This is a genomic window from Corallococcus sp. CA041A (assembly GCF_003612075.1).
Taxonomy (GTDB): domain Bacteria; phylum Myxococcota; class Myxococcia; order Myxococcales; family Myxococcaceae; genus Corallococcus; species Corallococcus exiguus.
Genome location: NZ_RAWF01000105.1, coordinates 1 through 16,250, shown reverse-complemented (window position 1 = coordinate 16,250; position 16,250 = coordinate 1). Strand labels below are relative to the sequence as shown.

Here is a 16,250-nt window from a genome sequence, read left to right as displayed (position 1 = left end):
ATCCAGGGTGGGGGTTCAGAACGCGGCCAGGAAGCGGCCCAGGGTGGTGGCGACGTTGCGCTTCTCTTCGGCGCGGGCCTTCACGGCGGGCACGAGCGTGGGCTCCCGGAAGAACACGGGCAGCGTCTTCAGCCACTCGTCCTGCTGCGCGGGGGCCGCGGCACGCCAGTTCGCGTTGTCCATCATGAAGCCCAGCGACTCCACGAACGCGAGCGCGTCGTCCTCGTCCTCCCGCAGCTCATCCGCGGACTGGATGCGCCGGCCGGACACGTACACCGCGCAGTCCCCCGCCTCCACGAGGTACAGGTACACGAAGACGCCCGCGCCCTGCCCGCCGCGCAGCCCCACCACGAAGGCCTGCGCGGGTCCGGCCTGCTTGCCGGGAATGGCCACGTGCGGCGTGTTGAGGGCCAGGTGCAGCGCCAGCACCTGGTCGCGGTTGGCGGGAAGGCCCCGGTAGCGCTCGTCGATGGTGAACACCGTCGTCTCCCTTCCCGCGCACCCTAACGGGTGGTGAGCGTGAACTCCTCGGTCGCGTCCTGCACGTCCGCAGCCGTCTTCTGGAAGCGGATGAGGGGCGTGTCAATCATCACGTTGCCGCCGCCCTCGTTCCCCTCGCCGATGATCACCTTGAAGACGTTCCCGGGCGACGTGCTGCGGCGGCTGCCCCCAGCCTGCTTGCGGGCAATCAGCGTCACCGCGTTCGCGCCGGGACGCAACTGGCTGGTGATGTCCACCACCACCTGGTCCTCGTTGTTGCGCAAACGGCGCAGCCAGCGCGAGTTCACGTACACGTCGATGTCGAAGTCCGTCATGCCCGGCGTCGTCTGCTCCGTCACCAGCCAGTAGCGCTGGGTGATGCGCCCCGGTGAGGCCGAGGGAGCAGCGGGTGCGGCCGACGCGGGGGCCTGCGCGACGACGCCAGCGTCCGGAGGAGCGGCGGCCGGAGGCGTGGCGGTGGAAGGCGTCGCGGGCGTGGGCGTCACGGTCGTCACGCGGGCGGCGTACCCCGGCGCGTCGATGTAGATGTTCCCTTCCGCGTCGATGCGGACGGTGGCTTTCTCGAAGCGCGTGTTCGTCACCCCGTCGATCTTCACGCCGTTCAGGAAGACCGAACCGGCCAGGGCCAGCATGGGGACGAGCGAGGCCACGACGGTGATGGCAATACGGGCGGAAGGACGGGGCATGGGGGCATTCCTCCTGGGAATCCTCAACAGTCCCGGGAGCTTGCGAACGACTTAGCGCACCCAGGGGAGCGGAACAAGGCGGCGACGACCCTCCTTGGAGCGCTTCGCCGCGCCGAACATTCACCCGGGGGCCCGTCTTCCAGTCCAGCCGCGAAGACCGTCAGGGCGCCGCGGTCGGAGTCTCGTCAGGCGCCGGTGGCGGCAGCTCGCGCTGCGCGAGCGCCCAGTCCCCGCCCAGGCCATGGCCCTCGCGGAAGCGGCGGAAGTCGCGGCGCACGGCCCGGGGGTAGCGGCGGAACTTCTCCAGCTCTCCGGCCTTCATGGCATCCCGGATGCGCGTGGGGCCCGCGTTGTAGGCCATCAGCGCCAGGTCCAGGTCTCCGCCGAAGCGGCCCTGCAGGTTGCGCAGGTAGCGGATGCCCAGGCGCACGCAGACGGCGGGATCGGCGACCACCTCCTCGCGCGACAGCCTCAGGCCTTCCTTCTCCGCGAGGAAGTGCAGCGTGCTGGGCTTGATCTGCATCAGGCCCCGAGCGCCCTTCTCGGAGACGGACTCCTCCTCGAAGTCGGACTCCACGTCGATGAGAGCCAGCACCAGCAGCGGATCATACCCCGTGCGGCGCGACTCCTCGTCGATGGCCTGCCCCAGCCGCCGGCGCAGCGTGAGCCCCAGGTCCGGGGCGCGCTTGGCCAGCACGGCGTCGATGAGGGCCGCCTCCTCGGAGACGGCCTCCTGCGCCACCATCTCGGGGACCACGGGTTGGGAGGTGGGCTCCTCCAGGAGGGGCACCACCCGAGCGGACACCACGAGCGCCACGCCCGCGAGCAGCGGGAGCCGGGAGCACCCGCTGCTCAGGGCATGCAGCCCCGCGAAGAACCGCGTTCCCAACGACCTGCCGCCCGAGGCGGCGGGTCCACTCACTTGCGGTGCTCCAGGGCCTGGATGCGTTCGTTCAGACGCTCCAGGCGGGCACCGAATGCCTGCAACTCCTCGCGGCGCGGCAGCTTCAGGAGGGTCAGGGCCGTGCGGACCCGATCCTCCACGTTGTGCTCCAGGTCCTTGCGGTGCCCCGTCAGCCGGTCCGCGAACTCACGGGCCTGGCGCTTCACCTCGTCCTGGCTCCAGCCCGCGACGGACGCCACGCGCTGCACTGCGCGGGAAGCCTCCTCCTCCGCCGTGTTCACCGCCAGGAGCGCCTGGCTCCAGATCCGTTCGAATGCCTCCGCCACGGAGGTCTTCTCTCGGGGGGCCTCGGTGTTGGTGTCCATGAAGTCTCTCCGGGAGTTACCCCGGGCTCCTTCCGCGGAAGGAACCCTGGGCATTCAAAGGGGTTTGCGACCTAAGCACACCCCATGGGTGATGAAAACGCTGCTCAGGCCCGCGGAGAAGACGCCGCGCCGCCCGAATTCTTGGTCGTCCGGTGGGCACGACGGGTGGGCTTCAGGAGCACATCCAGCTTCTTCGACAGGCGGCTCAGCTCTCGGGTGATCTGCTCCACCTGGGACTGGCTGGCAACTCCCACCGCCTCCACGACCTTCGTCTGGAGCCCGTCCAGCCGCTTGCGCAGCTCCCCGCTCGCGGCGTCCACCTTCTTGCTCAACTCCTGCACGCGAGGGTCGGCGCGCAGCTCACCGGCCTGGACCTTCGTCCACAGGGTCTGGACCTCCTTCGCCGCCACCTGGCCCCGCGTCTCCAGCGCACGGAAGGCCTTGTTCGCCTCCCCTTCCAGGCCCTGGAACCGCTTCTGCGCCTCGGAGAACCGCCCCTTCAGGTAGGCCTCCACGTTCTGCGTCACGCCCGTCTTCTCGTCAGCCTTCGCACTCGTCGTCGCCATGTCGCGCTCCCCCCCGGTGTTCCGGGTCCCACAACGTGATGCGTCAAAATAACGCACCGCGACATGCTGTCAAGCGAACAGGCAGTGGAGTGTGCAAAACGAGAAAGCCGCCGCCCCGGTATGACACCAGGACGGCGGCTGACTCACGAAGCGTCAGGGACGCTTCTTACGGAAGCACTAGGCGACGTCGGTGGACCGGGTGTCCGGCCGCGACGGCGGAGGGGCCAGCGGGCCGGTGTCGCCGTGGGTGGCGGCCAGGGCGGCCTCCATCTCGTTGACCTCGTCCGTGGGGCTCTCCACCTCGATGTCGAGGTGCTTGTAGTTCGGCAGGCCCGTGCCGGCGGGGATGAGCCGGCCCATGATGACGTTCTCCTTGAGGCCGCGCAGGTAGTCCACCTTGCCGTTGATGGCGGCCTCGGTGAGCACCTTCGTGGTCTCCTGGAACGACGCCGAGGAGATGAACGACTCGGTGGAGAGCGACGCCTTGGTGATGCCGAGCAGCAGGGGCTCGCCCACGGCCGGGCGCTTCCCTTCGGACATGACCTTCTCGTTCTCCTCCTCGAACACCCACTTCTCGACCTGCTCGTCGACCAGGAAGTTGGTGTCGCCCACGTCGGTGACGCGCACCCGGCGCAGCATCTGCCGGACGATCGTCTCGATGTGCTTGTCGTTGATCTTCACGCCCTGCAGTCGGTAGACCTCCTGCACTTCGTCCACCAGGTAGCGCGCGAGTTCCTTCTCGCCCAGCACCTTGAGGATGTCGTGCGGGTTGGCCGCGCCGTCCATCATCGCCTCGCCGGCCTTCACGCGGTCGCCGGAGTGGACGTTGATGCTCTTGCCCTTGGAGATCAGGTACTCCTTGGCCAGGTCCGCGCGCTGCTCGCCGCCCACCTCGGGGGTGATGATGAGCTTGCGCTTGCCCTTGGTGTCCTTGCCGAAGGACACCACGCCGTCGATCTCCGCGATCGCCGCCGCATCCTTGGGCTTGCGCGCCTCGAAGAGCTCGGCCACGCGGGGCAGACCGCCCGTGATGTCCTTGGTCTTCGTGGTCTCGCGCGGCACCTTGGCGATGACCTCGCCCGCGGAGATCTCATCCTGGTCGTTGACCGTGATGATCGCGCCCTGGGGCAGGAAGTAGCTCGCCTGGTTCTTGGAGGACGGCAGGTCCTTCACGTTGCCGGCCGCGTCGCGGATGGTGACGCGCGGACGCGCCTCCGGGTCCTTGGACTCGATGACTGTCTTGCGCGACAGACCCGTCACCTCGTCGAGCGTCTCGGACATCGTCACGCCTTCGATGATGTCCTCGTAGCGCACGACACCGCCCACTTCCGTGAGCAGCGGGATGGCGAACGGGTCCCACTCGGCCACCAGCACGCCCGGCTCCAGCTTCTGGCCTTCCTTCACCAGGATGCGGGCGCCGTAGATGATCTGGTAGCGCTCGCGCTCGCGGCCCGACTCGTCGACGACAACGATCTCGCCGTTGCGGTTCATGGCCACCAGCGTGCCGTCCGCCTTCTGCACCGTGTTCAGGCCCGCGAACTTCACGGAGCCCGCGTAACGGTTCTCAAGGCTGGACTGCTCCGCGCGACGGGTCGCCGCACCACCGATGTGGAAGGTGCGCATCGTGAGCTGCGTACCCGGCTCACCGATGGACTGCGCCGCGATGACGCCCACGGCCTCGCCCACGGACACCTTGCGGCCACGCGCCAGGTCACGGCCGTAGCACTCCACGCAGATGCCGCGCTTGGCCTGGCACGTGAGCACCGAGCGGATCTTCACCTTGTCCAGACCGCTGTTCTCGATGCGGCGGACGCGCTCCTCGTCGATCTCCTCGTTGGCGCGCACCAGCACCTCGCCCGTCACCGGGTCGAGGATGTCGTCCAGGGCCACGCGGCCCAGGATGCGCTCACCCAGCGGCTCGATGATCTCGCCGCCCTCGACCAGGGCGCCGATGAACAGACCGTCCATGGTGCCGCAGTCGTACTCGTTGATGATGGCGTCCTGCGCCACGTCCACGAGACGGCGGGTGAGGTAACCGGAGTTGGCCGTCTTGAGCGCCGTGTCCGCCAGACCCTTACGGGCGCCGTGCGTGGAGATGAAGTACTGGAGCACGGAGAGGCCTTCACGGAAGTTGGCCGTGATGGGCGTCTCGATGATTTCGCCGGAGGGCTTCGCCATCAGGCCGCGCATACCCGCCAGCTGGCGGATCTGCTGGGCGCTGCCGCGGGCGCCGGAGTCGGCCATGATGTAGATGGGGTTGAACGACGGCTGCTTGCGCGTGATGCGCTTGCCGTCCACGTCCCCGGAAGCCTCGTCCTGGGAGATCTGCTGCATCATCTCCTGGGCGACCTTCTCGGTGATCTCCGCCCAGATATCGATGACCTTGTTGTAGCGCTCACCGTCGGTGATGAGGCCTTCCAGGTACTGGTTCTCGATCTCCGCCACTTCCTTGCGCGCGTAGTCCAGGAACTCCTGCTTCTTCGCAGGGATGATCATGTCCTTGAGCGCGATGGAGATACCGGCGCGGGTCGCGTGGAAGTAGCCCGCGCTGCGGATGCGGTCCGCCAGCAGCACCGTCTCCTTCTCGCCCGTGAGGCGGTAGCAGAGGTCGATGAGGTTACCGAGCGACTTCTTGTCGAGCACCTTGTTGATGGCGTCGAAGCCCACGCGGCGCGGAACGACTTCCCACAGCAGCACGCGGCCGACCGTGGTCTCCTTGCGCTTGCCGTCGATGCGGCACACCACCTTGGCCTGCAGGTGGACCTCACCGTGGTCGTACGCGGCGCGCACCTCGTCCGGCGACGCGAACACGCGGCCTTCGCCGTTGGCGAACTCGCGGGCGCGCGTCATGTAGTAGATGCCGAGCACCATGTCCTGCGTCGGGACGATGATGGGCTTGCCGTTCGCGGGGCTGAGGATGTTGTTCGTCGACATCATCAGCACGCGCGCTTCCATCTGGGCCTCGATGGACAGCGGCACGTGCACGGCCATCTGGTCGCCGTCGAAGTCCGCGTTGAACGCGGCGCACACCAGCGGGTGGAGCTGGATGGCCTTGCCTTCGATGAGCACGGGCTCGAAGGCCTGCATGCCCAGGCGGTGCAGCGTGGGGGCGCGGTTGAGGAGCACCGGGTGCTCGCGGATCACGTCCTCGAGGATGTCCCAGACCTCCGGACGCTCCTTCTCCACCATCTTCTTCGCCGACTTGATGGTGGTGACGTAGCCCTTCTCTTCAAGCTTGTTGTAGATGAACGGCTTGAAGAGCTCGAGCGCCATGATCTTCGGCAGGCCGCACTGGTGCAGGCGCAGCTCGGGACCGACGACGATGACGGAGCGGCCCGAGTAGTCCACGCGCTTGCCGAGCAGGTTCTGACGGAACCGGCCCTGCTTGCCCTTGAGCATGTCGGACAGCGACTTCAGCGGCCGCTTGTTCGGGCCGGTGATGGTCTTGCCGCGGCGGCCGTTGTCGAACAGCGCGTCCACGGCCTCCTGGAGCATCCGCTTCTCGTTGCGGATGATGATGTCCGGCGCGTTCAGTTCCTGGAGCCGCTTGAGGCGGTTGTTCCGGTTGATGACGCGGCGGTACAGGTCGTTGAGGTCGGAGGTCGCGAAGCGGCCGCCGTCCAGGGGCACCAGCGGACGCAGGTCGGGCGGGATGACCGGGATGACGTCCAGCATCATCCACTCCGGCTTGTTGCCGGAGACACGGAACGCTTCCGCCACCTTCAGGCGCTTGGCGTATTTCTTCCGCTTCGCCTCGCTGGTGGTCTCGCGCATGTCCTTGCGCAGTTCCTCGGACAGCTTCTCCACGTCCAGGGACTTGAGCATCTCGCGGACGGCCTCGCCGCCCATGCCCGCGGAGAACGAGTCCTCACCGTGCTCCTGGAAGAGCCGGTGCATCTTCTCCTCGGAGATCAGCTCGCCCTTCTGGAGCGGCGTCGCCTTGGGGTCGATGACCATGTAGCTCTCGCAGTACAGCACCTTCTCCATCTCCTTGAGGGTGATGTCGAGCAGGTTGCCGATGCGGCTGGGCAGCGACTTGAGGAACCAGATGTGGGCCACGGGCGTGGCCAGCGTGATGTGTCCCAGGCGCTCACGGCGCACCTTGGACTGAATCACCTCCACGCCGCACTTCTCGCACACGACGCCACGGTGCTTCATGCGCTTGTACTTGCCGCAGTTGCACTCGTAGTCCTTCACCGGCCCGAAGATGCGGGCGCAGAACAGGCCGTCCCGCTCCGGCTTGAAGGTGCGGTAGTTGATCGTCTCCGGCTTCTTCACCTCGCCGTGCGACCACTGACGGATCTTGTCGGGCGACGCCAGCGCGATGCGGATGGCGTTGAACGACAGCGGGTCCTTCGGCTTCTCGAAGAAGTTGAAAATGTCCTTCACGTTGCCTCCGAAAACTTATGAGCGCTCAAGGCGCCAAACGTTTCGGGCCCCCGCCCTGCGCCCGGCCAGCCGCTCCCTCCAAGAGGAAGCAGCCAGCCGGTCAGGCGGGCGCACCGGCTACTTTGAAAAGGCCTAGGCCTCGGTCCCGGACTTCCGGTCCTCGCCGTCGCCGCCACCCAGGAAGTCACCGCCGAAGCTGCGCTGCCGCTCCGGGGGCGCGCTCTCCAGCAGCTCCACGTCCAGGGCCAGCGACTGGAGCTCCTTGAGGAGCACGTTGAACGACTCGGGCAGGCCGGACTCCAGGACGTTGTCGCCCTTGACGATCGCCTCGTACATGCGCGTGCGGCCCACCACGTCGTCCGACTTGACCGTGAGGAACTCCTGCAGCGTGTACGCCGCGCCGTAGGCCTCCATCGCCCAGACTTCCATCTCGCCCAGACGCTGACCGCCGAACTGGGCCTTGCCGCCCAGGGGCTGCTGCGTGACGAGCGAGTAGGGCCCGATGGAACGGGCGTGGATCTTCTCGTCCACCAGGTGGTGCAGCTTGAGCATGTACATCACGCCCACGGTGACGTTCTGGTCGAACGGCTCACCCGTGCGGCCGTCGAAGAGCACCATCTGACCGGAGCGCGGCAGCCGGCCCTCGTCGAAGAGGGCGTGCAGCTCCGTCTCGCGAGCGCCGTCGAACACCGGCGTCGCCACGTGGATGCCCTTCTTCAGGCGGCGGCAGAGGTCCTGGACCTCCTGGTCGGACAGGCCGTCCACGAAGTCGCCGAAGGCCTTGTCGTCGTAGACGGTCTTCAGCTGCTTCTTGAGCTGCTCGCCGCTGAAGTTCTCTTCGATGTAGCGCTGCAGCTGCTCGCCCACGCCCTTCGCGGCCCAGCCCAGGTGGACCTCGAGGATCTGCCCGATGTTCATGCGGCTGGGAACGCCGAGCGGGTTGAGGACGATGTCCACCGGACGGCCATCCTCCAGGTACGGCATGTCCTCCTCGGGGAGGACGCGGGACACGACGCCCTTGTTGCCGTGGCGGCCGGCCATCTTGTCGCCCACCGCCAGCTTGCGCTTGATGGCGACGTACACCTTCACCATCTTGATGACGCCCGGGGGGAGCTCGTCGCCCTTCTTGATGCGGGCGATCTTCTCGCCGAAGGCCAGCTTCACGGCCTCCTTCGTCTCCTCCAGGCTGCGCAGGATGTCGCGCAGGCGCGCGTCCAGCGGGTCACCCACGGAGATCTCGCCCCAGTACTTGTACGGCACCGTGGCCAGCAGCTCGTCGTTGAGGATGTCCCCCTTCTTCAGGAGGATCTTCCCCTTGTCGTCCACGAGCTTGCCCTGGACCTCCTTGCCGCGGACCAGCCCGCGGAGGCGGCTGTACGCGGAGTCCTGGAGGACCTTGATCTCGTCGTTCTGGTCCTTGAGGAGCTTCGCCTCCTCCATGGACTCGATCTGCTTGGCGCGCTCGTCCTTCTCCACGCCCTTGCGGCTGAACACCTTGGCGTTGATGACGGTGCCGACAACGCCCGGGGGCACGCGCAGCGAGCTGTCGCGCACGTCGCCGGCCTTCTCACCGAAGATGGCGCGCAGCAGCTTCTCTTCGGGGGAGAGCTGGGTCTCGCCCTTCGGAGTGATCTTGCCCACCAGCACGTCGCCGGGCTTCACCTCGGCGCCGATGCGGATGATGCCGCTCTCGTCCAGGTCCTTGAGGGCTTCCTCACCCACGTTCGGGATGTCGCGGGTGATCTCCTCCTTGCCCAGCTTGGTGTCGCGCGCGATGCACTCGAACTCCTCGATGTGGATGGACGTGAAGACGTCCTCCTTGAGGATGCGCTCGCTGAGCAGGATGGAGTCTTCGAAGTTGTAGCCCTGCCACGGCATGAACGCGACGACGATGTTCTGTCCCAGCGCCAGCTCACCGGTCTCGGTGGCCGGGCCGTCCGCGATCACGTCGCCCTTCTTCACCCGGTCACCCTTGCGGATGATGGGCTTCTGGTTGAGGCACGTGTTCTGGTTGGAGCGCTGGTACTTGAGCAGGTTGTAGATGTCCACTTCGCTGGACACGTCGCTCAGGGCCGCGTTGGAGTCCGCCTTCACCACGATGCGGCCGGCGTCCACCGACTCCACGACGCCGTCACGGCGGGCCACGCACGTCACGCCCGAGTCGCGCGCGACGATGGCCTCGATGCCCGTACCCACGAGCGGCGCGGACGTGCGCAGCAGCGGCACGGCCTGGCGCTGCATGTTGGAACCCATGAGCGCGCGGTTCGCGTCGTCGTTCTCCAGGAACGGGATGAGGGAGGCGGCCACCGACACCAGCTGGTTCGGGGACACGTCCATCAGGTCCACGTCCTCGGCCTTGACCTGGACGAACTCGCCGCTGCGGCGGCTCTGCACCAGCTCGTTGACGAACTTGCCCTTCTTGTCCGTCTCCGCGTTCGCCTGGGCGATGGTGTGCTTCTCCTCCTCGAGCGCCGAGTAGAAGGCCACGTCCCCCGTCACGCTGCCCGCGTCCACCTTGCGGTACGGCGTCTCCACGAAGCCGAACTCGTTGACGCGCGCGTAGGTCGACAGCGACGCGATGAGGCCGATGTTCGGGCCTTCCGGCGTCTCGATGGGGCAGATGCGGCCGTAGTGCGTCGGGTGCACGTCGCGGACTTCGAAGCCCGCGCGCTCACGCGTGAGGCCGCCAGGCCCAAGGGCCGACAGACGGCGCTTGTGCGTGACTTCCGAGAGCGGGTTCGTCTGGTCCATGAACTGCGACAGCTGGCTGGACCCGAAGAACTCCTTGATCACCGCCGTCACCGGCTTGGCGTTGATCAGGTCGTGCGGCATGAGCGTCTCGATCTCCTGGAGGCTCATGCGCTCCTTGATCGCGCGCTCCATGCGGACGAGGCCGATGCGGTACTGGTTCTCCAGGAGCTCGCCCACCGCGCGGACGCGGCGGTTGCCCAGGTGGTCGATGTCGTCGATCGTCCCCTTGCCGTTCTTCAGGTCGATCAGGTAGCGGATGACCTCCAGGATGTCGCGCTTGGTCAGGATCTGACCGTCGAGGGGCTCCTCGAGGCTGAACTTGAAGTTCAGCTTGAGGCGGCCGACCTTGGACAGGTCGTAGCGCTCAGGGTTGAAGAACAGGTTGCTGAACAGGTTCGTCGCCGTCTCCGGCGTCGGGGGATCACCCGGGCGCAGACGCCGGTAGATCTCCATGATCGCCTGCTCGGGCGACTCGATCTTGTCCAGCATCAACGTCTCACGCAGGTACGGACCCACGTTGAGGTTGTCGATGAAGAGGACCTTGAACTCCTTGATTTCGCGCTTGAGGAGCTCGTCCACCTTCTCCTGCGAGACCTCCTCGTTGCACTCGAGGATGACCTCACCGGTGTTCTCGTCCACCACGTCGTAGGCGGACACCTTGGTGAAGAGCTCGTCCGCGTCGATGGGCAGCTTGGTCATCTTCGCCGCCTCAAGCTTCTTGATGGCGGCGCGCGTGAACTTGCGGTTCTTCTTGACGATCAGCTCACCGGACTTGGTCTTGATGTCGCGCGTGGCGCGCTGACCCGGCAGGAGCTCCAGCTCGACGGACTTCTCGAAGTCCGCGGCGCTCTGCAGGTAGATGGTCTCGGTGGCGTAGTAGTAGTTGAGGATCTCCTCGGTCGAACCCTTGAAGTCGAGCGGGTTCTTCTTCGCCGTGTCACCGACGGCGCCCAGGGCGCGGATGAGCACGGTGGCCGGCAGCTTGCGGCGCCGGTCGATGCGCACGTACAGCAGGTCCTTGTGGTCGAACTCGAAGTCGATCCACGAGCCGCGGTACGGGATGATGCGGGCGTTGTAGAGCAGCTTGCCCGACGAGTGGCTCTTGCCCTTGTCGTGGTCGAAGAACGCACCCGGGCTGCGGTGCAGCTGGCTCACCACGACACGCTCGGTGCCGTTGATGATGAACGTACCGTTCTGGGTCATCAGCGGGATTTCGCCGAAGTAGACCTCTTGCTCCTTCACGTCGCGGATGGACTGGGCGCCGGTCTCCTCGTCCTTGTCCCAGACGACCAGGCGCACGACGACCTTGATAGGCGCCGAGTAGGTCATTCCACGCTGGTGGCACTCATCGACGTCGTACTTCGGCTTCTCCAGGTGATAGCTGACAAACTCCAGCGAGGAGGTCTCGTTGAAGTCCCGGATCGGGAAGACGGACTTGAAGACACCCTGAAGGCCAAGATCCTCACGCTTCTCCGGGGCGATGTCGGCCTGGAGGAACTTCTCGTAGGATTGCTTCTGGATGTTGATGAGATTGGGAATGTCGATGATCTTCGCGATTTTGGCGAAGGTCTTCCGCACGCGGAAATTGTTCTGGATCTGCGTCGGCATTCGGTCTCCGGGGACGGCTGCTCGGGCGGGGCAAACTTCAGTAACGCGCGGCGGCGCCGGGAAATTTGGCAAATGTCAAATGGGCAAAGCCGGCGCCCCAGCATAGGGAGCGCCGGCCTGCTCATCCGATCAGGCGGCTACCCGGGATTTCCCGGAAGAACAGGGTAGCCCCTGCACAGAACTACTTGATCTCGACGGTGGCGCCAGCGGCGACGAGCTGGTCCTTGATCTTCTTGGCGTCGTCCTTGTTGACGCTTTCCTTGACCGTCTTGGGCGCGCCCTCGACCAAGTCCTTGGCCTCCTTCAGGCCCAGGCCGGTGATGGCGCGGATCTCCTTGATGACGTTGATCTTGTTGGCGCCGGCGTTCGCCAGCACCACGTTGAACTCCGTCTTCTCCTCAACAGGAGCGGCGGCGGCGGCGGGGCCCGCGGAGGCAACGGCCACGGCGGCGGCGGAAACGCCCCACTTGTTCTCCAGCATCTTCACGAGCTCGCCCGCCTCGAGGACGGTGAGCTTCGAGAGTTCTTCAGCAATCGCGTTCAAATCGGCCATGGAACTGTTCCTTCTGGTTGACTAACGGCCGGCGACCCATTTGGGCGGCTCGGCCGAAGAGGTTGCGGTAGAAAAACTTCTCGGGACGATTACTGACCCTGCGCCTTGTCCGCGTGCGCTTGGATGACGCGCGCGAGCTGCGACCCGGGGGCCGCGATGGTCCGGACCAGCTTGCCTGCAGGCTGGTTGAGCATGCCGAGCAACATCCCGCGCAGCTCATTGAGGCCCGGCAGCTTCGCCAGTGCCTTCACGCCGTTGGCGTCGACCTTTTTACCGGCGACGACGGCGCTACGAACCTTGATGGTCTCCATGTCCTTGATGAAATCCATCAGGATCTTCGCAGGAGCCACCTCGTCGTCGTAGCTGATGCACAGCGCCACGGGACCCGTGAAGTCATCAGAAATCGCGGAGACGGTCGTACCCTGAGCGGCACGGCGCGCCAGCGTGTTCTTGATGACCTTGTACTCGACCTTGCCCTCGCGGAACTTGCGACGCAGCTTGGTGACGGTCTCGACGTTCACCTTGGAGGACTCCACGAGCACCGCGGTCTTGGTCCGCGCAAACTTCTCGTGAAGGTCCTTGATCATCTCTTCCTTCTCGCTCTTCAGCACCTTGACTCACCTCCTTCATGGCCCGACCTGACGGTCGGGCGTGATGCCTGGGCCAAAGTGGCAGAGCGAGAGAGGAGCCTCCGAGAGGCACCACACCGCACCTCCAGTCTCGGCAGGGCTGACCTTGCGGTCGTTTGAACCAGGAGCGGATGGACGGCCCGACCGGTTGCCCGGTTCCCAACGGACGCGTCTTCTCCAATCCAGGTCCCTGCTGTCATGAACCAGGTCGGAACGCCGCGTCTCTCGACATGGCGCCCCAATTGCAAAAGCCGGGGGCCTATACCCCCGGCTTTCGCAAAGATCCAGCACTTTCTAACGGACCGACGTTCACGGGCGACAGGATTGACGCTCCCCGTCAGGGAGCGCACCCTTCCCTGCCCGTTCTGGCACCCGCGATTAGCGGTGACGCGCCAGGATTTCCGTGGTGTCGAGCTTGATGCCCGGCCCCATGGTCGTCGAGATGGCGATGCCCTGCAGGTACACGCCCTTGGCGGTGGCCGGCTTGAGCTTCATCACCAGGTCCACCAGCGCGTTGAAGTTCGCCTCGAGCTTGTCCGCGGGGAAGGAGGCCTTGCCCATCTTCGCGTGGACGATGCCCGCCTTCTCAGCGCGGAAGTCGACCTTACCGCCCTTGGAGTCGCGGATGGCCTTGGCGACGTCCATGGTCACCGTGCCGACCTTCGGGTTCGGCATGAGGCCACGGGGACCGAGCACCTTACCGAGGCGGCCGACGATGCCCATCATGTCCGGCGTCGCGATGACGGTGTCGAAGTCGAGGAAGCCCTCCTCGATGCGCTTCTGGAGGTCCTCGGCGCCGACGATGTCCGCGCCGGCGTTGGTGGCCTCGGTGGCGCGCTCGCCCTTGGCGAACACGGCCACGCGCACGGTGGCGCCGGTGCCGTGCGGGAGCACCACGGCGCCACGGACCATCTGGTCCGCGTGCTTCGGGTCCACGCCCAGGTTGATGGCGACGTCGACCGTCTGGTCGTACTTGGTCGCGCGGGTATCCACCGTCTTCTTCAGCAGCGCGAAGCCCTCGGCGACGGCGTAGCGCTTGTTGCGGTCCACCAGCTCGTTGGACGCGCGGAACTTCTTTCCATTGGTAGCCATGGCAGGAATCCTTGAGATGTAGGGCGGGCTAACCGACGACGTCGATGCCCATGGAGCGCGCGGTGCCGGCAATGGTGTTCATGCAGGCTTCGAGGGACGCGGCGGTGGTGTCCTGGATCTTCTTGTTGGCGATCTCCTCGAGCTGCTTGCGAGTGATCTGCCCCACCTTCTCCTTGCCCGGCTTCTTCGCGCCCGAACCCTTCTTCTTCTCCGTGTGGAGACCCGCGGCCTTCTTGATGAGGATGGCGGCGGGAGGGGTCTTCAGGATGAAGGTGAAGGAGCGGTCCTGATACACGGTGATGATCACCGGGATGATCAGACCCTCCTTGGCCTCCGCCTGCGTCTTGGCGTTGAACTGCTTGCAGAACTCCATGATGTTCACGCCCTGCTGACCGAGCGCGGGACCAATCGGCGGGGCGGGGTTCGCCTTGCCGGCGGGAATCTGCAACTTGACCTGACCTGTGACCTTCTTCATCGGCGGACTGCTGCCTTTCGAGAGGGTGGTTCCAACGGGCCGCCAGACGGGGCGACCCTCCCACCCGTTGATCCGCGCCCGTTACCCGGGCGCGGAAGACTTGTGAAACTAGCCGGTGGTCTTCTCCACCTGCATGAAGTCGAGTTCCACGGGGGTCGCACGGCCGAAGATGCTGACGAGCACGCGCACGCGGCCCTTCTCCGGGTTGACCTCTTCCACGGTGCCATTGAAGTTGGCGAACGGACCGTCGATGACGCGCACCGTATCGCTGGTCTCGAACTGGACCTTGGGCTTGGCCTTGTGAGCGCCCTCGGTGACCTGCGCGGTGAGACGCTCGACCTCGCGGTCCGACATGGGCCGGGGCTGCTCGTTCTGGCCGACGCCCGGGAACCCCGTCACCTTGGAGGTGTTCTTCACCAGGTGGACGGTGGTGTCGCTGAGCTCCATCTGGACGAAGATGTAGCCCGGAAACAGCTTGCGGCGGGTGGTCTTCTTCTCGCCGTTCACCATCTCCACGACCTGCTCCATGGGGATGAGGATCTCACCAATCAGATCCTGGTCCTGCAGGCCCTTGAGGCGTACCTGCTCTTCCAGGTTCTTCTTCGCCTGGTTCTCGTAGTTCGAGTAGGTCTGGACCGTGAACCATTTCTTCGCCATTACAGCTTCCCCCACAGGGCAGGCAGCCACTCCACCATCAAGTTGTAGGCGACGGTGTCGATGCAGAAGAGCAGAACGGCCGCCACCAGCGAGGCGACGACCACGGCCATGGTCGACGCGCGAGTCTCCGACCAGGTAGGCCAGGTGACCTTCATCAACTCGGACGCCACGTCGATGGAGAGGGTGTGCGTGCGAGGGTGGAAGTAGGCCGCCAGCACCAGGGCGAGGGCGACCACGTAGCCCACCAGCGTCGACACACGCCAGCCGAGGCCTTCGAAGAGCTCCACGTCGCTCCAGCCGAACCGGCTCCAGAGCAACCCGAAGACGTGCTCCAGGAAGAGGGCCAGGACGATGCCGGTGACGAGATAGAAGATGACCACGAGCCGCTTGGGGTCGATGCCCGAGCGGTTAGCCTGCTGGCTGGCCTCAGATGCCGTCGCCATGGTGCCTCACGAGGGAGTGCGGAAGCGGGACTGCGAAAAGGCAGGGACCCCCGGCACCGCTCGGTACCGGGGGTCCCTGTACTGAAGCTGGCAGGCCAGGAGGGATTCGAACCCCCAACACGCGGATTTGGAGACCGCTGCTCTACCGTTGGAGCTACTGGCCTAAACCTTCATGGAAACCGACGACCTAGACCTTGCCTTCCTTGTGGTCCGTGTGCTTGCGGCAGCGAGGGCAAAACTTGCTCAGCTCAAGCTTGTCCTGGCTCTTCCGCTTGTTCTTCGTGGTCGTGTAGTTCCGCTCTTTGCACGTGGTGCACTCGAGCGAGATGATGGAGCGATTACCCTTAGGCATGGTTCATTTCACCAGATGCGAGAAGGGAAGGCTACAAAAGCAGCCCTCCCCTCCGCAACTCAGTGCCCGTGAAAGCCGGTCGGCGGGAAGCCGACTAGGCGATGATCTCCGCAACGACGCCGGCGCCCACCGTACGGCCACCCTCGCGAACGGCGAACCGGAGCTCCTTCTCCATCGCGACCGGGGTGATGAGCTCCACCTCGATGGCGATGTTGTCGCCCGGCATGACCATCTCGACGTTGTCCGGCAGCTTCACCGTGCCCGTCACGTCCGTGGTGC

General features: G+C 65.7%; 14 protein-coding genes, 1 tRNA gene and 1 pseudogene. All 16 read right to left on the bottom strand.

From position 1 onward, the window contains the following. Positions 1–15: 15 nt before the first annotated feature. A complete protein-coding gene (locus D7V77_RS19900; protein WP_120526752.1) occupies positions 16–480 on the bottom strand; it encodes a social motility and stimulation tgl protein in 465 nt (154 codons plus the stop codon). A gap of 23 nt (positions 481–503) precedes the next feature. After that, a complete protein-coding gene (locus tag D7V77_RS19895; protein WP_120577868.1) occupies positions 504–1,187 on the bottom strand; it encodes a hypothetical protein in 684 nt (227 codons plus the stop codon). Positions 1,188–1,347: 160 nt separating this feature from the next. Continuing rightward, positions 1,348–2,109: a lytic transglycosylase domain-containing protein gene (locus tag D7V77_RS19890; RefSeq protein ID WP_120577867.1), complete on the bottom strand. Its 762-nt coding sequence runs from the start codon at positions 2,107–2,109 to the stop codon at positions 1,348–1,350. Continuing rightward, positions 2,106–2,456: a phasin family protein gene (locus tag D7V77_RS19885; RefSeq protein ID WP_120577866.1), complete on the bottom strand. Its 351-nt coding sequence runs from the start codon at positions 2,454–2,456 to the stop codon at positions 2,106–2,108. Before D7V77_RS19885 ends, D7V77_RS19890 begins: the two co-directional genes overlap by 4 nt. A 104-nt stretch (positions 2,457–2,560) precedes the next feature. After that, on the bottom strand, positions 2,561–3,022 hold the full coding sequence (locus D7V77_RS19880) for a hypothetical protein (RefSeq protein WP_120577865.1): 462 nt from the start codon (positions 3,020–3,022) through the stop codon (positions 2,561–2,563). Between the two features lie 177 nt (positions 3,023–3,199). Continuing rightward, entirely contained in the window at positions 3,200–7,411 is a 4,212-nt protein-coding gene (gene rpoC, locus D7V77_RS19875; protein ID WP_120577864.1) for a DNA-directed RNA polymerase subunit beta', read from the bottom strand. A 132-nt stretch (positions 7,412–7,543) separates the two neighbouring features. Next, on the bottom strand, positions 7,544–11,770 hold the full coding sequence (gene rpoB / locus D7V77_RS19870; RefSeq protein ID WP_120577863.1) for a DNA-directed RNA polymerase subunit beta: 4,227 nt from the start codon (positions 11,768–11,770) through the stop codon (positions 7,544–7,546). A gap of 181 nt (positions 11,771–11,951) precedes the next feature. Next, a complete protein-coding gene (gene rplL, locus D7V77_RS19865; RefSeq protein ID WP_120577862.1) occupies positions 11,952–12,323 on the bottom strand; it encodes a 50S ribosomal protein L7/L12 in 372 nt (123 codons plus the stop codon). Between the two features lie 89 nt (positions 12,324–12,412). Beyond that, positions 12,413–12,934 carry a 50S ribosomal protein L10 gene (rplJ, locus tag D7V77_RS19860; protein WP_120577861.1) on the bottom strand — a complete coding sequence of 174 codons (522 nt, stop codon included), beginning with the start codon at positions 12,932–12,934 and terminating at the stop codon, positions 12,413–12,415. 396 nt (positions 12,935–13,330) lie between these two features. Further along, on the bottom strand, positions 13,331–14,044 hold the full coding sequence (gene rplA, locus D7V77_RS19855) for a 50S ribosomal protein L1 (RefSeq protein ID WP_120577860.1): 714 nt from the start codon (positions 14,042–14,044) through the stop codon (positions 13,331–13,333). A gap of 28 nt (positions 14,045–14,072) precedes the next feature. Then, entirely contained in the window at positions 14,073–14,519 is a 447-nt protein-coding gene (gene rplK, locus D7V77_RS19850; protein WP_120577859.1) for a 50S ribosomal protein L11, read from the bottom strand. Positions 14,520–14,627: 108 nt separating this feature from the next. After that, positions 14,628–15,176 carry a transcription termination/antitermination protein NusG gene (nusG, locus tag D7V77_RS19845; protein ID WP_014397772.1) on the bottom strand — a complete coding sequence of 183 codons (549 nt, stop codon included), beginning with the start codon at positions 15,174–15,176 and terminating at the stop codon, positions 14,628–14,630. Continuing rightward, the gene (gene secE / locus D7V77_RS19840) at positions 15,176–15,619 is read right to left on the bottom strand and encodes a preprotein translocase subunit SecE (RefSeq protein WP_120577858.1); all 444 of its coding nucleotides are present in this window, start codon (positions 15,617–15,619) and stop codon (positions 15,176–15,178) included. Before secE ends, nusG begins: the two co-directional genes overlap by 1 nt. A gap of 88 nt (positions 15,620–15,707) precedes the next feature. Beyond that, positions 15,708–15,783 (bottom strand) — tRNA-Trp (locus D7V77_RS19835). A 23-nt stretch (positions 15,784–15,806) separates the two neighbouring features. Then, the gene (gene rpmG, locus D7V77_RS19830) at positions 15,807–15,971 is read right to left on the bottom strand and encodes a 50S ribosomal protein L33 (RefSeq protein ID WP_002617522.1); all 165 of its coding nucleotides are present in this window, start codon (positions 15,969–15,971) and stop codon (positions 15,807–15,809) included. A 94-nt stretch (positions 15,972–16,065) separates the two neighbouring features. Next, positions 16,066–16,250: pseudogene (gene tuf / locus D7V77_RS19825) on the bottom strand (elongation factor Tu); the annotation flags it as partial.